A 19,808-nucleotide genomic window follows, 5' to 3' on the forward strand; every position below is an offset into this window, starting at 1 on the left:
GGGAGCTTAATGGTTTTGACTAATAAGCTCAATAGTCAGAGAGAAATTAACTTAGCAGGTAATAATTAGGGGTGAGAATGACAAAACCTACAATGCTTTTGCTAGGTTCACTGCAAACTGAATTCAAAACAGTATCCGCAATGGTTCGAATTTATTGTCGTAAACATCACGCAAGCAAAACAGCTTTGTGCGAAGGGTGCAAGTCACTTCTTCACTATGCTGAAATACGGCTAGACAGATGCCCTTACGGACAGAATAAGCCAACTTGTAATCGATGCCCAATTCACTGCTATAAGCCAGAACCTAAAGAAAGCATGAGATTAGTCATGCGCTATTCTGGTCCAAGAATGCTGCTGGTCCATCCTATTCTTGCCATTCGTCATTTACTACACGAACGAAAAGAGCCTCCGCCACAGATAGAAAAAGACGCTTCTAATCGTCATCAGCGACTCAAAGCGTCCAAATATGAAAAGTAAAGGCAGAAATAATAAATTTATTCAGGGTTGACTATTCGCCAGCCACCCATTGGCGTTTTGTTTTGATACTGGATAACAACATGTAAAGACAGGTCGCCATCTGAATCACGAACAAATACCCCAGTAACCCTTGACCGCTCTCAAAGAACCAATCTGCAATCACAGGTCCCAATACTGATCCCACGCTATAGCTGAACAACATAACTTGGGTTGCAGAAACGATGTAACTGGCATCAAGTTTGTCACAGCCTAAATTGATTGCGATTGGATATAGAGCAAACGTTGCCATTCCTAATACAAATAAGCTTATTGCTAATATAGTGAGGCTCGCATTTAAGAAAGGCAAAATAGCGGCCGCTGAGCCGACTAAGCAGAACAATGCCATTAATAAGGTTCGCCCCAAGTATTTTGAAAGCCATGGAACACTAGGTTGAACCGCCATACCACCCAGAATAACCAACGCAAGTAGAGCGCCCATATTTGAATGATCTAAACCTCGGTTGTTCAATTCAACGGGCATAAGACCGTAAATGGCACCCAGAGTTAAGCCTGAAACAATACAACCCATAATTGCAGCATGGTTCAGTTTTGTTATTTGACGTAATGACAGGCTTGTTGCTTGTTGAGAAAGAGGTTGAGTTGATTTACCAAAGATCAAAACTACAGACGCAAGCAACAAAAGTGCTGATATGGTTAAAAATGGTACTGCGCCATTTATTCCTAGGTAACTAATACCTAATTGCCCAATGGCTGAGCCGCCATATAAAGCGGCCATATAGATGCCAAGGCGCTTCGCTCTACCAGCTTCATCACCATGTAGTAACCAAGATTCAACGACAACAAAGACTCCTGCTACCGCAATACCTGCAATAAAACGTGATACAAGCCAAACGGTTGAATGTGCAAATAATGGCAAAGTTACGATAGATATCAGTAGAACCATCAAAAATGCAATAAATGCATTCCTATGACCCAAACGATTTACCACAGGATCAACAAACATTGCACCGATGAGTAAACCGGCATAAAACACACTTGCTAACCAACTGGCTAAGCTCGTTTCCAACTGATAATGAGACAACATAAGAGGTATCAGGCTCATTAAGTAGCCTGACGCTACGGCATAGAAAGTCAACGCAATAACTGGAACAGAAATGCGCTGAGAAGAAGTTGATACCAACAAGTTGTCCAACGACGTCGCCTCAAAGTTATGGGGAAATAGAGAGAATTTGGGGCGAATATGGGACTTGAAATAGGAAAGGTAAAACTAAATTTTATGACCTTTACGATTAACAACTTTTATGAAGTCTCTAATCTATAAAAGTGTTAGTTAAGTTGGCATATTATCCTCAAATCTGCCAACTTAACTAGATATATTTCACAGTTCTTATTTTGATAAGGCTTGGCTCAACCATTGATTAAACTGAGACTTAGGCAGTGCACCATTAATAACATCGACTCTTTGACCGTTTTTGAACACCATAATGGTAGGAATGCTCCGAATTTGGAATTTAGCCGCAAGATTTTGCTGACTTTCGGTGTCTATTTTTACAAAGCGAACCTTTCCGCTTCTCTCACTAGCAATCTCTGAAAAAACTGGTGCGAAACCCACACAAGGGTTACACCAAGGTGCCCAAAAATCAACCACGACAGGTTGAGAGCTCTTCAAAATAGCGTTGAAGTTTGCTTCCGTTCCCTCTATTGGAGCGCCGTCAAGTAATGGTGTTTGACACTTGCCGCAATTTGGAATTTCTGAAACTCTTTCATTTGGAACACGGTTTAATCCGTGGCAGGATGGGCAGCGAGTATTGAAGGTTGACATAATTTCCTCTCAAATCGTGATTTGTATTTCAGGTCTTTACTTAACTCTATATGGTAAATAAGCGTATAATCCGCCCTTACGCCTAATGTTGGGGCAATTGATACAAATACAATAGACAATGGCATCAATGAATTAACCTTAGCTATTGGTTAGCTCATTACTGGCATTGCCATAACGATTATAGATTCGGAACGAGAATGACCAAGTTTTACGCTGAAATTATAGGTTGGGGTAAATGTTTACCACCAGCAATCCTATCAAACGAAGACCTAAGTACATTTTTAGACACTAATGACGAGTGGATTCGCACTCGTACAGGTATTGAAAACCGCCGTATTAGTCACGTTAACACTTCTGATTTAGCCACCGTTGCCGCTCAGAAAGCTTTGGCTTGTGCCGGTCTTGAAGCGAATGATCTTGATTTAATTATTGTCGCTACCTGTTCGCCAGATACTTTAATTCCAAACATTGCTTCTAAGGTGCAATTAAATCTTGGCAACAAAGGTGCCGCTGCATTTGATATGAATGCTGCATGTACGGGGTTTCTCTATGGTTTAGAAACAGCGACTCGTTTGATCCAAGCGGGTAATTACAAACATGCCCTTGTTATTGGTGCAGAACGTCTTACCTTCTATCTCGATTGGACAAAGCGTGATACCGCAGTTTTGTTTGGTGATGGAGCTGGAGCTGCAATACTAAGTCGTACAGAAGAGAAGTTAGGCTTACAAGACGCACAAATTGGTTGTGATGCCGAAGGTCGTGACATCTTAGCTGTTCCTAAATTCGGTACTGCGATGGATCGTTTCGCGGCTGACAACGGTCACTGGGACTTCAATTTTATTGGTAAAGATATCTTTAAACGAGCAGTTCGAGGTATGGGGGCTGCTTCTCAACAGGTACTTTATAGAAGTGGATTATCAAACGAAGACGTTGATGTTGTGATCCCACATCAAGCCAATATTCGCATTATTCAAACGTTATGCGATGTTTCTGGTATCAACCAAGATAAAGCATTTGTAAACATTCAAAACTATGGCAACACCTCTGCGGCTACCGTTCCGATTGCGCTATGTGAAGCTTTAGAACAAGGTAAAGTGAATCCTAACGACAATATTCTTGTCGCTGCATTTGGTGCAGGTTTAACTTGGGGTGCTGGCCATATTAAATGGGGACAGCGTGTTACACCTTTAAACTCTTGCGGTGCATCTTTACCTGCATGTGATAAAACTGCTTTAGAACTTCTGCATGATGCAATAGAGCACTGTAAAAATCACAACGCGTAACATTATGACCTATCTATCAAAGGGAGCTCAACGAGCTCCCTTTTTAATGTCACAGAAATGAGTCACAAATAAATTATCGCTAAGTTGTATTAAATATGAGAAAAGTCCTACTGGTGTCGGTGTGGCAATGTAGGACTTAAATATGGATAATCTATGCAAATGTTTGAATGTTCAGTAAAAACTGACTATATTTATATGCAATAGGTTTTCTAGTTACTTAGCATTTGTCTGACTATCCGTTGATAGTCCGTCGTTGTCTCATTCCGGAAACAGGTGCAATTAAAACAGTAATTTAATCGCGTTTAACTATTGTTATTCTAAAATTAAAAATAGTTTTATTAGACATTATTTACATTTAGAACAATGAGTAGACCACAGACACAAGGTCAGATATAGAACAATAAATTAGTGACGTTTAAGGCGGCTGGGATTATGACTCCAAGAAAAGTATTGAAGTTGGCGGATGATGGCTACGCAACACTATTAAAAATGGTCGACTTCCTTCTTATTAACCTTATGCTCACGAGTATCATCGAATCTCTAGGCGATCATGAGACAGCCATTGATATTCTTGCGGCGTTTATATTCTCTGTAATATTTTTGTTGGTTGGCGAGTACTGCAAACTGTATAGCTATCGAACTCTACGTCGTATAAGAGCTTCGTTATTTCGCCTAATAGCCACTTTAGCGATTTCTATTATAGTAATGGAAATTGTGAAGTATTTTTTCAAACATCTCGATGGTGTCACCATCAATAATTTAAACCCCACTGTTTTTGCTTCATGGTATTTGTTTGCGTGTGGTGTATTAATTGCCACTAGGGTAATTCCTATCATCTCTGTTCGAATATTCCGGCAAAAAATGAACCAAAAACAGCGTATTGCAATTATTGGTATGACACCTGCTGGTATTGCCATTTCACGTTCACTACTTAGTGAACACCACCTGAATGATATTGATGTTGCCTATTATGATGATCGAGGCGAGAAACGTTTTGGTTATCTGACCAAGATTCCCTACAAAGGCAAGGTTGATACTTTGTTAGAAAAAGCCCGTAAAGGCGAGATTGATGAAGTATATGTTGCTTTACCAATGGTGGCCAAAGACCGCATTCGTTACTACTTAGAACAGCTATCTGACAGTACTGTCGACACTTATCTTGTTCCTGATCTGTATACGTACAATATCAGTATTTCCAAGGTGAAGTCAGTCAATGGGGTACAGACTTTCAGCGTATTTGGGTCGCCGTTTGATGGTGTTGGCGCGGCAATAAAACGTGTGGAAGACATTATTATTGGCTCCATTATAACTCTGATGATCTCGCCAATTCTCTTGGCTGTTGCTATAGGTGTGAAAATGAGCTCACCCGGTCCAGTACTATTTAAACAGGATCGCTATGGCTTAGGTGGTAAAAAAATTAAAGTGTGGAAATTCCGTTCCATGAAAGTCATGGAAAATAGTGAAGTAGTGACACAAGCAACAAAAAATGACCCACGTGTAACCAAATTCGGTTCGTTTATTCGCAGAACATCATTGGATGAACTACCTCAATTCATCAACGTACTTCAAGGCTCAATGTCAATTGTTGGACCTAGGCCTCATGCGGTGGCTCACAATGAAGAGTACAGAAAGATAGTCGATAACTACATGATTCGACACAAAATCAAACCAGGTATAACAGGTTGGGCACAAATTAATGGTTATCGAGGAGAGACTGAAACCGTTGACAAGATGGAAAAGAGAATTCAGTTCGATATCCAGTACATGCAGAGCTGGACCTTATGGCTTGATTTTAAAATTATCTTTTTAACAATCTTCAAAGGTTTTGTGAGTGAAACTGCCTATTAGGTTACTGTTTTTTGGGACTTTGCTGGTTCATGTTTCTGCTCAGGCAGATTTGAAACCAAAGTCTCATATCGGTATCGGCGGAATCGATTTCCAGAGTAGTGTTGGCGCTACATATGGTGTTGATGACAACGTTACTTATCAAATTGATGATAAAGACAAAATAGAATCGAATTACTGGACGGTTTCGCCTGAATTAAAAGCTATCGGTCAAAGAGGCGAAGATCAGTATCTCTTAATGTATAAGGGAAGCTATAACCGCTATGAAGACTCACATGAAGACGATTCTGATAGCCATTTTATGATGTTCGATGGTTATTGGCGATATGGTTTAAAGCACGGGCTCAAATGGAATATTCAGCAGGGCTATGGTGTAGAGAAAAGAGGGCTTGGGTTAACCGAAGGTTTTGATGCGTCTCAGATGGAGCAATATGGTTTTGGTAATTCGGGTTTAAAGTTTTCTCAGTTTAACACTAGCCTTCGCTATAGTTATGGTGCCCCTAAAGGGCGTGGAAAGCTGGACGTAATGTTACAGACAAAGTCTTTTAACTATGAAGACAAAAATCATATTGAATCCGCAGATGCTGATTTTTATCAATATGTACTAGAACAAGAGTGGCAAGAGACAACAGGGCTTATTGAGTTATTTGATCAATACAGTGATGACAGTCGATTTCGATACAGCTTAATTACGAATCGACGGCACTATGAGTCCAATCAGAAAAAAAACAGTAACGAATACTACCTTCTGTTTGGTGTTAAGAGCGTCAGAAGTGGTAAAACAACGATAGAAGCGGATATCGCCGCTTTGTATAAAGCGTTTCCAGAAAACTCCAGTTCAGAAAGCTTTTTGGGTGTCAACTGGAATGCTTCGATGGAATGGAAGCCATATAGACATGATATTTGGACACTACACTCATCCCAACGAGTAAAGGATCCAAGGCAAGAAGGTGGCTATATCCTCGATGGGATATACAGCATTTCTTGGCAACATTATTGGTGGGTAGATCGATTTTCTACCACGCTTAGTTATGAATATGAGACGGAAGATTATCGTATGAAGGACAACAATCGATACGATAAAACCCAAACAGCGAAATTCGCGATTGGATACGATTTCAGACCGTCAATTCGTTTTGAAATGAACTATCAATGGAAGGAGTTTAGCTCAAACGAAGATATAGATGTACTTAACATCGGTGAGTTTGATCAGTACTCGATTATTCGACGATTAGGTTATGACCAATCGTATGTCGAGTTGCAGTTAAAGGTGCAAATATAGATGCGTACATGGTTGGTATTTCTTTTCGCTTTTGTTATGTCAGTACCACTAATGGCTGGTGAAGTGGCTAAGAATGGTACAAATGCAACAAGTGAACAACAGACAGATCCACAGCAAGCTGATTCCCAAGTCCATGAAAATTTGGACGATTATCTATTAGGAACAGGCGATAGAATTGAAATCATCGTTTACGGTGAGCCTGATATGTCGATGAAATTTAAGGTGAGTAAATCTGGCGTTGTGAACTTTCCTTATATTGGCGAAGTTGTGATAGCAGGGCGCCCACCAAGCGCGATAGAGACAGAGATTGAAGAGCGATTAAGAGGTGACTACCTGTTAAATCCTTCTGTGACTATTAACATGGAAGCATTTCGTCTGTTTTATATTTTTGGTGAAGTGACCTCTCCCAATGGTTACGAATTTCAGCCGAGACTAACCGTGGAACAAGCCATTGCGATTGCAGGTGGTTTTACCGACCGTGCTGACCGAGGTGATATCAGTATACGTTCAGGTACCACAAATGAAGTTATCGAGGATGTTGAGCTGACCCATCCTGTTCAGCCCGGCGATACCGTAATTGTAGAGCAGAGTTTTTTCTAATATGGCAGTTGGTATGATTGAAAGTGGTCAAAAGATGGAAAATAGCATCGATTTTGCACCATTCTTAAAAGCATTAAAGAAAAACTGGTGGAAAATACTGCTTTTCACTGTGGTAGTGACGGGCGCTTGCTTTCCGCTAATTTCAAAAATGACGTCTAAATATGTCTCTACTTCGACTGTACTTTTGAAAGCACAGGAAGATAATGCTACACCTATCGAAAATGTTGATGGCTATGACTCAACACGTTCACCTTACTACATTACTCAAGTTAACCTGATGGAATCTCGGGTTGTATTAGAAAAAGCGATTAAAGACCTTAAGCTGGATGATGATCCTCGTTATAACGGTGGCGTGACTGTTAATGACAACCTAAGAGAGTTGCCATTAACAGCGGTCGATCGAATGAAAACAACGCTTAAGAATATTCGTAAAAACCTCTCTATTTCAGAAGTTCGTTTAACCCAGCTTGTTCACGTTTCATTTGAAGCAGACGACGCAGAAGAAGCTGCTCGTATTGCCGACGGTATTGCTCAAGCGTTCATTGATTATACTGTTGATAATAAAATAGAAAAGGTCAAAGCGGCTCAGCAATGGAACGAAGAGCAGATGGAAGATCTGCGTAAACAAGTCGCGAATAAGAAAAAAGAAATGGAACAGTTTCTTAATAAAGAAGACTTAATTACGTTTAAAGGCATCGACGGCTTTGAAACCCAACAGCTAAGCATTATGACAGAGCGTTTAGCGAATGCCACAGAGCGTAGAATGCTCGCACAGTCTCAATACGAATTGGTGGTGCAGAATTTAGATGCACCGCTAGAAGATCTGGCTTCTATTCCTGAAATATCAAGCCATCCACAATTACAAGACTTACGTATTGCTATGATTCAGGCGAAGCGTACTCTGTTTGATCTGCAAAATCGATACGGGCCTAAACACAATAAAATTCTCGAAGCGGAAGCGCAAATTAAAGCGATTGAACTTCAATTTCGAAGATTGTTAGTAGAGCTGAAATTAGGTTTGTATAAAGAGTATCAAGCTCAGTTAGCGAAAGAAAATCGCTATAAAGCTCTGCTCAATGAACAGAAAAATGGTTTCAAATCGATGGTAGCAAAACGCGATACTTACGAAAGTATGCAGACCGATTTGCAAAAAACAGAAGAGCTTTATAAAGAGATGTTCTTACGCAATAAAGAACAAGAGCTTTCTTCTACATACCGTGAACCTGACGCCATACTATATGACCCTGCTTCGGTAGCGAGAACGCCCGCAAAACCTAATAAAGTTTTGTTGTTAGTAATGGTATTTATAATGTCATTCGCGTTATCGACTTTGTATGTAATTATTCGTGCCGCTATGGATCAGAAAATTTATAATCTGACCCATGTCCTTAAAAAATTAGGTCTGCGACCGTTAGCTGATATACCTGAAATGGATCTGGCGGAAGATCGAAACGAGTTAGTTAATTTGATTCGAAGTAATCAATATGCAATGGAATCGTTTCATGGGATAAAAACCGCAATTCAATTATCTTCTCCGACTGCGTATGTGCTTGGTGTTGTAGCAAGTACTGAAAATGAAGGTTCGACCTTAGTATCTCAGCTATTGGCAGACAGCTTGAGTTGTAACCATCGAACACTATTGTTAGATCTGGATTTTCGCAGTGCGTCGGGTTTATCGCTAATGCCTGAGTTTATGCCGCAAACCGACGTTGCTAACAGTAGAGCAACTGAAGCAAACGGAGCGGTTCAGTGGGATGCTGAAGGTGCTGATGAAGACAATAAACAGTTGATGATTGCGGTGAATGACAAACTTGATTTTCTTCCTCGAGGAATGTTGGAACAGTCCCCGTTGATCTATTTCTCAAGTGAGCAGTTTATACATATGATGCAGGAGCTGCCGGATATCTACGAACGTATCGTCGTGAACTTGCCAAGTTTGACTGACAATAAAGACACTCAGTTGATAGCTAAGACTCTCGATGGCGTCGTTGTCGTAATGCAAGCTGCACTACGTTCTGTTCCTGTGATTCGTCAAGACCTTCAGAAATTAAATCAACCGAATATTACGACCATTGGGGCTGTATTGAACCGAGTTCAAGCAGATAATTTGCAAAGTGAAGAGAGTAAGCAGTTTATTGCTCAAGGTAGTTTTTCAGCACTATTAGCTGAGGAGTAACTCCATGGGTCTAATCAAAAGTATTTCAACGATTGCCAGTTCATCAATGCTAACTCAAGTGATTGGTGCTTCATCTATTTGGTTTGTCTCCAATCGCTATGGCATGGATGAAGTTGGTATATATGCCATGGTGTACAGTATTGTACTTATTGGGGCACAGATATGTACGTTTGCATCGCAGCTTTTGATCCCTAAACAGAAAGATGAACACTTAGCTCAGAATATTGTTTTTTGTATTATCCAAACGGTCATTCTGGCTTTACCTTTCACTGGTGTCATTGTCTGGTTATTTCATAAACCGTTTATACTTTACTACCTGCTTACATTGGCTCACGCTTGGATTTTAATCTCCGAGAATCTTCTATTACGCGATGAAAAAATGAAACTGTTGGCGTTTCAGCGTCTATTAGCCTCCGGATTGGTTCTAGTGTGTGTGCTTGTTACACCAACGCCTGAGTTACTTTATTGGAGTTGGGCGATTGCACTGATTGTTATTGTATTTTTATGGTTGCTATATTCAATCCCATTTCGTTGTATGGCTTGGAAGCAATGGTCGTGGTCTTTAAATCGGGAATTCTACAAGAACAATAAGCAGCACATCATAAGTATTGGTAGTGCTGAAGTTTTGGCTATGGCAAACAGCAATTTGCCCACGGTATTAATTAATTACTGGTTTTCTGCGGTTACAGCGGGTTACTTTGCGATTGTTAGTCGGTTTTGTCTCTCGCCAGTTGTTATCGTTGGCAATGCCGTTAGAAATTCGATTTTCTCTAAATGGTCACTCGATTTTAGGCATCAGCGTTTTAATTACCCTGAGTTTAATAAGGTACGTAAACTCCTTTTCATACTTGGTCTTATCGCTACTGCTGGTGTATTTATTTTTTATCCTCTAGTAATGGAATTTGCTGCTGCTCAAAACTGGATTACTCATGAGTGGGTAGAATCGATTCCGACATCGCGTTATATGCTACCCTATTTGTTTCCTGCTCTTGCCATTTGCCCTCTGACCGTTATTGAGTTGGTGTTTGGTTCTCCCAAGTATTTTTTACGCATTCAATTTGAGCAATTAGCAGTTGTTATCGCTGCATTCGTTATCTTGCCGTATTTCTACAATGACTATGCGTATTCAGTGATGATTTATGCTGTGCTTTCGGCGGTTCGTTATGGATTCATTTACCTAAAAGTGAATCAAAGAGCGCGCTCCATGCGAGATGGAATGGAGGCGATGTGAACCTCAGTTTAAATAGTGGGCTGTATCTTCAGGTCGTCACATTAACAACATTGATTTTCTGTGGGATGGTTCAGTATTTCACAGGAATAGGTGCTGTGCTTTGGTTCCCATTTTTGATGACTTGTTTAATGGTTCTGTTTCTATTGATGCAAACCCGCTATAGCGCTTTTTACCTTGATAGTAAAGAGCGCGTGTTATTGGTTTTGTTTATCAGCTTGTTTGCTATAGCGATAGTTTCCACTGTATTGCAAAGCGGTATTAAAGTGATGATCGTTGGAATGAAAAACGAGCTCGCGATATCTCTGATAATGTTCTGCTTGTTGCTTGGCTTTGTTCGCGAATCACAGATCTACAGAATTACTAAAGCTCTGTACTGGGTTTTCTATGTTCAGTTCCCAGTCATCTTGTATCAGATTCTGATTGTTGTACCTAAACGTGTCGCTTTTCGTGGCGAATATGAAAAATGGGATGCGGTCGTTGGCACATTTGGTGGTGACCCGATGAAAGGCGGCAACACGGCCGCGATGGGGCTTTTTTGTTTGTTGATCATGCTACTTAAACTTTCTGAATATAAACATGGTCTTGCGTCGAAACTTAATACAGGCGTTCATATCGTTGCTGCGTTTTTTCTGTGCATACTCGGTGAAGTGAAATTTGTTATTTTGATATCTCCGTTTTTGCTCGCATTCGTCTGGTTTTCGCCAAGCTATCTTGCTGGTATGAAGCGACTAGATCTTAAAACTGCACTGATGATCATCGGTGGTCTGTTCGGGCTTATTTCCCTTGCCATTATGATACTGGCTGCGTCTTATGCGTCTGCATTTGCGGGAAGTTCTGATAAAGGTGCTCTGGATATATTTATCGACTCTCTTTCATACGTGTTCGACCCTAATTACATCATGGAAGAAACGGGTGAGCTAGGCAGGATGACGACAATATTCTTTTGGGGAGAGCACAGCGATTTATGGGGATTGCCTAGCCAACTATTTGGCTACGGGCTGAATGCAACAAACCGAGGTAGTACTGTAGCCCCTGGTTTTCTGAACATTATTTTTAATGTGTTCTTGGATTCAACATCTTTAAGCATGTTGCTTTGGGAGATGGGGCTGATAGGTACTTTGTTGTTTTTCGGTGTAATAGGATATGCACTACGCATCGTAATGCCTAAGCCTATGATCCCAAGAGACAGGATCAGCACAGAAGATGTGCGTCTGCTTTCTTTCCAGCCTGCGTTTATTGCGTTCGGTATGGCCGGTCTTTTGAGTCTTCCATACAGTCAAACACTAATGATAGTACCTATGCTGCAGTTTTTGTTTTATTTCTCAATAGGTGCAGCATTGGTTATCCGGAAGTCAGTGTTAACAATAAGTGAGCCTTCCTATGGGTGAAGAAATTAAAATTAGTGTCATTATCAAAACGTATAATGAACAGGCTGGGATTGCGAAAACTATAACGAGTATTCGTGAAAACTTAACCAATTACTCGCATGAGATTATTGTCGCCGACAGTCTGTCATCAGACGATACTCAATCTATTGCTATACAGCATGGAGCTAAGGTTGCCACTCTCGTACACGGTGACGAACGTTGTTGCGGTGTCGGACACCAATTGGGCTATCTTTATGCGCAAGGTGAGTTTCTTCTTCTCATGGATGGCGATATGGAACTGGCTCCAGGTTTCATCGAGCAGGGTATTGCTTATCTGGATGCACACCTCGATTATGCTGGCGTTGCAGGTATGGTTGAAATGGATGACGCTCAAAGCTACGAATTTAAATCTCGTAAGCAACGCATACACAAAATATATCCGGTTGGTGACACTTCTCATCTTGGTGGTGGAGGTCTTTATCGACGTTCTGCCATCGAGAAGATTGGCTATTTAACCAATCGCAATCTTCATGCTTATGAAGAGGCTGAACTAGGAATGCGTTTAAAACATGCTGGATATAAACTGCATAGGTTAGCAATACCATACTTTTCTCATACTTCTTATGACATGTCTTCGATCGAACTAATGAAATATCGATGGCGAAGTGGCTATTTGTTTGCCTCTGGCGAATTATTAAAAAGTTCGTGGGGAAAACCGCATTTTAAAGATGCACTTAATGTGGTTAAAAACGAAGCAGTTTTCACTATTTATTTAATTGTGTTGGCGGTGTCCATTTTGACGTTTCACCCCCAGATTATCGCAATTGCTTTGCTACCACTGGTCGCTTTTTTCTTGCTAAAAGCCATAAAAAACCGTTCGTTAAGAGACGCGTTGCAAAGTGTGATCAATTTAAGTGTGTTTTCTGCTGGGCTTGTTCGTGGGTTGAGTTGTCGTTTGAAAGATCCAAATCTGGCTCCGGATAACCAACTCATTAAAGGAGAAGAAAAATGAAAATACTGCTAGTAAATAAATTCTTCTTTATGAAAGGTGGCGCTGAAACGGTATTTTTTCAAGAACGCGACATGCTAAAACGCGCTGGAGCAACTATTGTTGATTTCTCTATGCAGCATGAGAAAAACATGGCTTCAGCGTACAGTGACTTTTTCGTTTCTAACGTTGATTATCATGGCGGCAAAACAGGTCCTTTGGGTAGCTTAAAGACAGCAATTAATTTTATACACAATAGCGAAGCCTGTGAAAAGCTGAAGAGTTTGATTACCAAAGAACGCCCTGAAATTGTTCACTTTCATAATATCTATCATCAGCTTACTCCATCGATTATTAAGGTGGCTAAATCACTCGGCTGTAAGACAGTATTGACAGTACATGATACTAAGATCGCTTGCCCAAGTTACACCATGTACCGTGATGGGCATACTTGTGAAGCATGTCTACAAGGTTCCGTTTGGAATGCGTTTAAAAACCGTTGTCAGGAAGGTTCACTGTTTAAGAGTGCGTTATTGTCTTTGGAAGCGACCTATCAGTCTCTAGCAAAAAATTACCAAGCGGTAGATGTCATTGTTTCTCCGAGTGAGTTTCTGGCGAACATCATACGTCAAAAGTTACCTCACAATCGTATAGATGTTGTTGTTAATGGTATTGATGAGCATGTTGACAGAAATGGTGTGAAAGACGGCAGATACTTTCTTTACTTGGGGCGTTTAAGTGTAGAAAAAGGCGTTGCAACCTTAGCGGAAGCGTATCAACGATCTGAGCAGCGCTTGCCTTTGAAAGTTGTAGGAGATGGGCCTCTTTATAATGAATTAACTTACCATTATGACAACATTGATTTTCTAGGTTTTCAAAGTGGGGATGCGTTACACAAGTTAATAAAAGAGTGTAGCGCGGTAGTTGTGCCTTCTGAATGCTATGAGAACTGTTCAATGTCGGTTATTGAAGCTATGGCTTATGGAAAACCGATTATTGGTGCCAACATAGGTGGTATTCCTGAACAAGTTAGAGAAGGTGTCGAAGGGCATTTATTTGAATCTGGCAACCCCGATTCTTTAGCGCAGGTGATGGATAACTTTGCCGGGCACCCAGAGCAGGTAGCGGAATTGGGGCATCGTGCTCGCCAGCGATTAGAAAACAAATATTCATTGGCTCGCCATGAAAACACGTTGATGAACTTGTACCAAGAATTATTGAGTGGGAATTAAGATGACAATGAAAATCACTGTGTTGGGTACTCGTGGAATTCCTGATGTGCTTGGTGGGGTGGAAACACACTGCCAGCATTTGTATCCTGAGATCGTTAAACAATCAGGTGCAGACATTTGTGTCATTGCTCGCTCGCCTTATGTTCCCTATCAAAGGTCTGAATATCAGGGCGTGAAAACCAAGGCGATTTGGGCCCCCAAGAAAAAGTCACTCGAAGCTATTCTTCATTCAACATTAGCAGCATTTTCAACTTTCACTGATGGTTCGGATGTCGTACATGTTCATGCAATTGGACCGGGTTTAGTTGTGCCTTTGCTGCGTCTAATGGGCAAGAAAGTTGTTTTTACTCATCATGGCCCTGACTATGACCGTCAGAAATGGGGGGGCTTTGCTAAGAAAATTCTGCAATTAGGTGAAAGGTTCGCTTCAAAGTGGGCGAGTGAAGTGATTGTTATATCCGAAGTGATCAATAATATTATTAAAGATAAGTACCAGCGTTATGATGCTAACTTAATTTACAATGGTGTGCTTGAAGCTCAGCCCCTAGAAGCCAGTTTAATAGATAAGTATTTGGTCAATCATGAGCTCACAGCTAAAAATTACATTGTGGCCGTTGGACGATTTGTCGAAGAAAAAGGCTTTCATGATCTTATTGATGCATACGCTAAGTCAGGACTTAAAATACCATTGGTGCTAGTAGGTGACACCGACCACGAAACGGTTTATAGCTCGGAATTAAAGGCTAAAGCTCGTATGACAAAAGGAGTCAAACTGACCGGCTTTGTCAAAGGAGATGAGCTGAAGGTTCTTTTCTCGCAAGCAAGATTGTTTGTTATGCCTTCTTATCATGAAGGATTACCAATAGCTCTTTTGGAAGCGATGTCGTTCTCGCTCCCTGCTATCGTGAGTGATATACCAGCAAACACCGAAGTAGGACTAGAGCAGCAAAGCTATTTTGCGGTCGGTGATGTAAATGCGCTAGCCAATAAACTGGCAAGTCTTCCTGATCAAACAGAGATGGATTATTCCACTTACTTAGAAAAGTATGATTGGAAGAAGATCGCTGCTCAAACTCTTGAAGTGTATAAAAAAGCGGTGGGTTCAAAGTAACTGGCGGGTAAGAAATCAGTGTCGTCTAAGAATTGGTCAGACAGGGTCATTAAGCAGTTCTATCATACTCTTGATAGTGATATCACGGAGAGTTTAAGCGATGAACAAAAACGAGGGATCGAAGATGCCGTAAAATCAATGGGGTTGGTCGCAAGGCACTCTATTGATATAAGAGAAACCGTACCTTGGTTTGGTAAACGTTTTTATTTTGTTTTCCTATGTGGAAGAGATCATCGAAAACAAGTTCGTGAACGTTCAAAACTTGTTCATTTCATTATAACGCTGTTGGTACTTGTCGGAGTGGTATCAATCTTCCTATTGGCAGTGCTAGCTTTGTACTTAATTAAGTCGGCGCTAGGCATTGATATTTTTAAGGGATTTTCATTCGGAATATGGGATTGGTTTAAAGGATTATTTATATAAATTAACCCCGAGGTATTTTATGAAAATACGGCCTTATAAAGCTGTTGTATTGGCAATTCTGACAATGTTGCCTCTTAGTTCTGGTTTAGCTAAAAAGCCTGCGAACAATCCGTCAAACAACAAACACAATCAAGAAACTGAATCTGAAACTGATAGTGGTGAAAACGAACTGGTGGATTTGAATAATCAGGTTTTTACTACTGTGTATCCAACTGCGCTTACTGGACCTGTAGCTAATCCAGGTATGGGGGTGGAAACTTTCCATGATAACTGGGGTTCTACTCTTAGCAGTGATGAATACCCTGATGCGGGCATCGACTACTACCGATTTTACTGGAATGAGATTGAACCAGAAGAAGGTAAATATGCCTTCGACATGCTGGATAAAATACTCAGTGAAAATCGCCATGAAACACCACCTAAAATGGTGGCGATACGTTTTATGACGGCAGATGAACCCGAAACAGGAAGTAAAGTTCCGCAATGGCTGATAGACAAAGGCATCAGTGGCTTTTGGACGGATGACCACAAAACCTTCGTGCCAAATATCAATGACAGCTTGTATCTCTACTATGGAGAAAAACTACTTAAGGCGTTTGGCAATCGTTATGACGGTAACTCCAACTTAAGCCATATTGATATTGGTATGGTGGGTTCATGGGGGGAATGGCACAACAGCAACTTCTCTGGTTTAGAACCTCTACACCAGAAATACAGTGACGATGAGTTAAATAAATGGGTGGATCTGCACTTCGAAGCGTTTCCTAAAACACCTAAAGTCATGCTCATTAGTGGCGGTAATAGCCTAGCTTATGCCACTGAAAAAGGGGCTGGCTGGCGAGCAGACTGTTGGGGCGATTGGCACCATTTTTCAACGTCTTGGAGCCATATGAGGGATGATTATCCGTACCGCATTGTTCAAGCGAAATACGAAGATACTAACTTCGAAACCAGTTGGCACCGTGGGCCCATCAGCCTTGAAACTTGCGGAACGATGCAAGATTGGAAAGAAATCCAAGAATATACTTACGATGAAGTAAAAGCGAGTTTGGATTGGGCAATTGAACATCACGCATCGACACTAAATCTGAAATCAAAGCCCATTCCAACTCAGTACCGTGATTTGCTTGATGATGCTCTAACCAAAATAGGGTATCGAATTCGCTTAGAAAAGCTCAATCATCAAGTGGAATTAAGTGCTGGAGGTATTCTTAACGTTAATGCAGTGTTTGTGAACGAGGGTGTTGCACCACCATATCAGGATCGTTACTTGGCGTATCGATTGCTGGACGAAAACGGTAATACAGCTTTCTTTGGGACATCCGATTATGACGTACGAACATGGCTACCAGGTGAGTACGAGACACATAGCAGTTTGACATTACCTAGCACGTTAGCGGCAGGGCATTATTATTTAGAGTTAGCCTTGGTCGACAGTCATGGAGATGCTCGCTTAAACTTTGCTAATGTTGGTAAGCAAGGATCTGGTTGGTATCGCTTTTCAGATCTAACTATATTGTAAGCGTTACAACGTAATGAATGTTGCGTTTGAGGTTTAATCCGATCCTATTTTTACCTAGGATGGTCTCATACCATCCTAGGTAAAAATAGGATCAGACTAAGCATCGGTAGAACAGCGAATAGGCGTCAAACGCAAACGCGCATTCATTCGTCCCTGAAGCTCCGTCGAGTCATCCATGGCTCGGAGGGTTTGCTTATCGACGCCTATTCACTGATCATGAAATTATCCAGAATGGTATCAGATATGAAAAAGCCCAAGTGATATAAACACTTGGGCTTTTCTTTTTAATCAGATTACAGCATGAATTACGCCGGGTTTTGAACCGCATCTGTTTCAGCCGCTTTTTTCTCTTGATACATCTTTGCTAGGAAGTATACGTTAACAACAGCAATGAAAGTGTTTGTAGCTACTACTGGCAGAGCATCGATCATTAGACCGTAAGCTGAGAATAGCGTACAACCGATAAAGTTCAGAATACGAAGCTTTACGATGTCTTTCATTGTTAGAGAAATAGCAACCATGATTGACGCTGCGTAACCCATGATTTCAATTGTTTGCATATCCATAATATAGACCCTCTTTATTTGCCGGACTTGGTATCTCCGGTACCAATCTTCTCGTCTTGAGATAAATGAGGGAGCTCCGTGCCTCGAATGGTCTAAGTTGATTAACGGGTGCTAATATAGCAAGAGTCAAAGTGTGATGAAAGCCTCCATATTTAGGAAATAGAAGGTTAGCGATTACGCAAACGTTTTACGAAATAAAAAACTACGTTAATGGAGATAGCGTACTTGGGGAAACAAATATTCTAATAGTTAAAAACCATGGTTAGTCAAACATGTCGATTTTCTTTCGAGTAAGAAGATACAATATAAGCGCTCCCATAAGACCAGGCGCTGCACCCAGCACACCAAAACCAAGATAGATATTAATGATAAAAATAACGACGACAATAGCGTATAGCCCGTTTATAGATTGTTTATTCCAGTGCCATACTCCAAAGGATAGTATGGTGTTTAATACCGATAACCAACCTAGAAAATAGATGATGGTTTTTGAGGCGTTTGGAATCATTTCAAGCATCAGGTCGACGGATGTAAAGTAGCTGAACGCGGTAATAGGGTTAGAAACCATCATCAGTATCAAAAACACACTTAGGGCGATGCCGCGTTTTTTCTCGTTTTCAGAATTCATCATTTTCATTGTATTGTTTATTCATTAATTTTTAGGGGATTGTCTTTGGGCGATAGGGTGATCTGGATTTAATTGCAGTAAATCCCATAGATTACCGTACAGGTCCTCAAATACAGCGACAGTGCCATACTCTTGTTCTTGTGGATCTCGAACGAATTTAATTCCAATGGACTTCATGCGTTCGTAGTCTCTCCAAAAATCATCAGTATTCAGAAATAAGAAAACCCTGCCGCCCGCTTGGTTCCCGATAAAGTTGTCTTGCTCAGGTTTTGAGGCTTTGGCTAATAGTAAAGTCACACCATGGGAATTGGGCGGTGCAACTACAACCCAGCGTTTATCTTGCTCAGGCTGATAAGTGTCTTCAATGAGCTCAAAATGGAGTTTATTCACATAGAAATCTATGGCTTCATCGTAATCTCGTACTACTAACGCAATGTGAACAATGTTTTGTTTCATTATAACTGCCCATATACATACTAAATCGGATGAAGACTACTTGATATGATATTTAATTCAACTATTAATTGGTAAAATGAGGATAGTTCTACAATAAATCGTATACGGCTATATTGGGGAAAGAAATAATGAAAGTTGAAGGGGACCATTTTGCAAATGATCATTAAGGAAACTAATATGTGAAATTTTACTATGTAAATATTTAAGATAATAGTATTGACTAATGTTTTGGTGGTTAGATAAGTCTTTGAAGGAAATTTCTGATTTTTCTGTAATTAGAAACCATTTTAGGTAACTCAATATCTGAATGAAGCATATCTATTTCTTTTAAAAGTTTTATGTCAGTTATAAGTGCTGCATTGAGCTTTTGATACTGGGTTAATTTATGATTAATGAGATTCTTTTGTTGCTCTATATAATTGATTCTTATTGATATATCATCAACAGATAAACGGCTCAGAACATTTTTCGAGTATTCGCTAATGTCTTGAAATTCATCCATTATTATCTGTTCACATATTTCAGTACGACAGGTAAGACTGCTTCGATACCTTAATACGGAATCCAAATAGCTAAGCTCTGCTTCATATTCTTTCAACTCAAATCTAAATTTCTCCGTACTTTCAGTTATTTTATTGATAGAATCTTCAGTGATTTTAATTACGAGTTTTATTTCATCATGACTGATTTTTCCTATTTTACATTCCATGATTTTCTCCTGATAATATAACTAAAGATAAATAATTAATATGTTTAACATTGTCTATATAGTATTGTGATGAACTGTTATCACTTTTAAT

The 19,808-nt window shown here is 40.3% G+C and carries 19 protein-coding genes; 13 read left to right on the plus strand and 6 right to left on the minus strand.

Annotated elements, in window-relative coordinates; translation table 11 throughout:
* The first annotated feature begins 77 nt into the window (after positions 1 to 77).
* Positions 78 to 476 carry a nitrous oxide-stimulated promoter family protein gene (locus G5S32_RS19515; protein WP_165313812.1) on the plus strand — a complete coding sequence of 133 codons (399 nt, stop codon included), beginning with the start codon at positions 78 to 80 and terminating at the stop codon, positions 474 to 476.
* 31 nt (positions 477 to 507) lie between these two features.
* On the opposite strand, the gene G5S32_RS19520 is transcribed toward G5S32_RS19515, so the two are convergent.
* Complete coding sequence (locus G5S32_RS19520; RefSeq protein ID WP_165313813.1) at positions 508 to 1,668, minus strand: MFS transporter; 1,161 nt, start codon at positions 1,666 to 1,668, stop codon at positions 508 to 510.
* A 195-nt stretch (positions 1,669 to 1,863) separates the two neighbouring features.
* Positions 1,864 to 2,298, minus strand: a complete 435-nt coding sequence (trxC, locus tag G5S32_RS19525) for a thioredoxin TrxC (protein WP_165313814.1) — start codon at positions 2,296 to 2,298, stop codon at positions 1,864 to 1,866.
* Between the two features lie 197 nt (positions 2,299 to 2,495).
* Between trxC and G5S32_RS19530 the strand changes: the two genes are divergently transcribed.
* The 12 genes from G5S32_RS19530 (at position 2,496) to G5S32_RS19585 (ending at position 17,358) form a co-directional block, all read left to right on the plus strand.
* On the plus strand, positions 2,496 to 3,581 hold the full coding sequence (locus G5S32_RS19530) for a ketoacyl-ACP synthase III (RefSeq protein ID WP_165313815.1): 1,086 nt from the start codon (positions 2,496 to 2,498) through the stop codon (positions 3,579 to 3,581).
* A 432-nt stretch (positions 3,582 to 4,013) separates the two neighbouring features.
* Entirely contained in the window at positions 4,014 to 5,429 is a 1,416-nt protein-coding gene (locus G5S32_RS19535; protein WP_165313816.1) for an undecaprenyl-phosphate glucose phosphotransferase, read from the plus strand.
* The gene (locus G5S32_RS19540) at positions 5,413 to 6,708 is read left to right on the plus strand and encodes an outer membrane beta-barrel protein (RefSeq protein WP_165313817.1); all 1,296 of its coding nucleotides are present in this window, start codon (positions 5,413 to 5,415) and stop codon (positions 6,706 to 6,708) included. The genes G5S32_RS19535 and G5S32_RS19540 overlap by 17 nt, the downstream gene beginning before the upstream one ends.
* A complete protein-coding gene (locus G5S32_RS19545; protein WP_246201129.1) occupies positions 6,709 to 7,308 on the plus strand; it encodes a polysaccharide biosynthesis/export family protein in 600 nt (199 codons plus the stop codon).
* A 13-nt stretch (positions 7,309 to 7,321) separates the two neighbouring features.
* Complete coding sequence (locus G5S32_RS19550; RefSeq protein WP_246201130.1) at positions 7,322 to 9,484, plus strand: GumC family protein; 2,163 nt, start codon at positions 7,322 to 7,324, stop codon at positions 9,482 to 9,484.
* Positions 9,485 to 9,488: 4 nt separating this feature from the next.
* Positions 9,489 to 10,715: a lipopolysaccharide biosynthesis protein gene (locus tag G5S32_RS19555; protein WP_165313819.1), complete on the plus strand. Its 1,227-nt coding sequence runs from the start codon at positions 9,489 to 9,491 to the stop codon at positions 10,713 to 10,715.
* Positions 10,712 to 12,103 (plus strand): capsular biosynthesis protein, encoded by a 1,392-nt coding sequence (locus G5S32_RS19560; RefSeq protein WP_165313820.1) that lies wholly within the window; start codon positions 10,712 to 10,714, stop codon positions 12,101 to 12,103. The genes G5S32_RS19555 and G5S32_RS19560 overlap by 4 nt, the downstream gene beginning before the upstream one ends.
* Positions 12,096 to 13,094, plus strand: a complete 999-nt coding sequence (locus G5S32_RS19565; protein WP_165313821.1) for a glycosyltransferase family 2 protein — start codon at positions 12,096 to 12,098, stop codon at positions 13,092 to 13,094. Before G5S32_RS19560 ends, G5S32_RS19565 begins: the two co-directional genes overlap by 8 nt.
* Complete coding sequence (locus G5S32_RS19570) at positions 13,091 to 14,302, plus strand: glycosyltransferase family 4 protein (RefSeq protein WP_165313822.1); 1,212 nt, start codon at positions 13,091 to 13,093, stop codon at positions 14,300 to 14,302. Before G5S32_RS19565 ends, G5S32_RS19570 begins: the two co-directional genes overlap by 4 nt.
* Before the next feature lies 1 nt (position 14,303).
* On the plus strand, positions 14,304 to 15,413 hold the full coding sequence (locus G5S32_RS19575) for a glycosyltransferase family 4 protein (RefSeq protein WP_165313823.1): 1,110 nt from the start codon (positions 14,304 to 14,306) through the stop codon (positions 15,411 to 15,413).
* Positions 15,414 to 15,431: 18 nt separating this feature from the next.
* Positions 15,432 to 15,836 (plus strand): hypothetical protein, encoded by a 405-nt coding sequence (locus tag G5S32_RS19580; protein WP_165313824.1) that lies wholly within the window; start codon positions 15,432 to 15,434, stop codon positions 15,834 to 15,836.
* Between the two features lie 19 nt (positions 15,837 to 15,855).
* Positions 15,856 to 17,358: a DUF4832 domain-containing protein gene (locus tag G5S32_RS19585; protein WP_165313825.1), complete on the plus strand. Its 1,503-nt coding sequence runs from the start codon at positions 15,856 to 15,858 to the stop codon at positions 17,356 to 17,358.
* A 305-nt stretch (positions 17,359 to 17,663) separates the two neighbouring features.
* Here G5S32_RS19585 and G5S32_RS19590 read toward each other — a convergent pair whose 3' ends face one another.
* The 4 genes from G5S32_RS19590 to G5S32_RS19605 all read right to left on the minus strand — a co-directional run bounded on the left by G5S32_RS19590 (position 17,664) and on the right by G5S32_RS19605 (position 19,717).
* Complete coding sequence (locus G5S32_RS19590) at positions 17,664 to 17,924, minus strand: YgjV family protein (protein ID WP_165313826.1); 261 nt, start codon at positions 17,922 to 17,924, stop codon at positions 17,664 to 17,666.
* A 262-nt stretch (positions 17,925 to 18,186) separates the two neighbouring features.
* Positions 18,187 to 18,561, minus strand: coding sequence for a hypothetical protein (locus G5S32_RS19595; RefSeq protein WP_165313827.1), 375 nt, complete (start codon positions 18,559 to 18,561; stop codon positions 18,187 to 18,189).
* A 15-nt stretch (positions 18,562 to 18,576) separates the two neighbouring features.
* Complete coding sequence (locus G5S32_RS19600; protein WP_165313828.1) at positions 18,577 to 19,008, minus strand: VOC family protein; 432 nt, start codon at positions 19,006 to 19,008, stop codon at positions 18,577 to 18,579.
* Between the two features lie 235 nt (positions 19,009 to 19,243).
* Positions 19,244 to 19,717 carry a hypothetical protein gene (locus G5S32_RS19605; RefSeq protein WP_165313829.1) on the minus strand — a complete coding sequence of 158 codons (474 nt, stop codon included), beginning with the start codon at positions 19,715 to 19,717 and terminating at the stop codon, positions 19,244 to 19,246.
* Between the last annotated feature and the right edge of the window lie 91 nt (positions 19,718 to 19,808).

Origin of the sequence: Vibrio ziniensis (assembly GCF_011064285.1) — a bacterium.
Taxonomy (GTDB): Bacteria; Pseudomonadota; Gammaproteobacteria; order Enterobacterales; family Vibrionaceae; genus Vibrio; species Vibrio ziniensis.

Coding starts and splice junctions, on each gene's coding strand:
- G5S32_RS19585 (WP_165313825.1), top strand. CDS start 15,856: ATGAAAATACGGCCTTATAAAGCTGTTGTATTGGCAATTCTGACAATG.
- G5S32_RS19550 (WP_246201130.1), top strand. CDS start 7,322: ATGATTGAAAGTGGTCAAAAGATGGAAAATAGCATCGATTTTGCACCA.
- G5S32_RS19605 (WP_165313829.1), bottom strand. CDS start 19,717: ATGGAATGTAAAATAGGAAAAATCAGTCATGATGAAATAAAACTCGTA.
- G5S32_RS19590 (WP_165313826.1), bottom strand. CDS start 17,924: ATGGATATGCAAACAATTGAAATCATGGGTTACGCAGCGTCAATCATG.
- G5S32_RS19570 (WP_165313822.1), top strand. CDS start 13,091: ATGAAAATACTGCTAGTAAATAAATTCTTCTTTATGAAAGGTGGCGCT.
- G5S32_RS19545 (WP_246201129.1), top strand. CDS start 6,709: ATGCGTACATGGTTGGTATTTCTTTTCGCTTTTGTTATGTCAGTACCA.
- G5S32_RS19515 (WP_165313812.1), top strand. CDS start 78: ATGACAAAACCTACAATGCTTTTGCTAGGTTCACTGCAAACTGAATTC.
- G5S32_RS19555 (WP_165313819.1), top strand. CDS start 9,489: ATGGGTCTAATCAAAAGTATTTCAACGATTGCCAGTTCATCAATGCTA.
- G5S32_RS19595 (WP_165313827.1), bottom strand. CDS start 18,561: ATGAAAATGATGAATTCTGAAAACGAGAAAAAACGCGGCATCGCCCTA.
- G5S32_RS19575 (WP_165313823.1), top strand. CDS start 14,304: ATGACAATGAAAATCACTGTGTTGGGTACTCGTGGAATTCCTGATGTG.
- G5S32_RS19600 (WP_165313828.1), bottom strand. CDS start 19,008: ATGAAACAAAACATTGTTCACATTGCGTTAGTAGTACGAGATTACGAT.
- G5S32_RS19565 (WP_165313821.1), top strand. CDS start 12,096: ATGGGTGAAGAAATTAAAATTAGTGTCATTATCAAAACGTATAATGAA.
- trxC (WP_165313814.1), bottom strand. CDS start 2,298: ATGTCAACCTTCAATACTCGCTGCCCATCCTGCCACGGATTAAACCGT.
- G5S32_RS19535 (WP_165313816.1), top strand. CDS start 4,014: ATGACTCCAAGAAAAGTATTGAAGTTGGCGGATGATGGCTACGCAACA.
- G5S32_RS19530 (WP_165313815.1), top strand. CDS start 2,496: ATGACCAAGTTTTACGCTGAAATTATAGGTTGGGGTAAATGTTTACCA.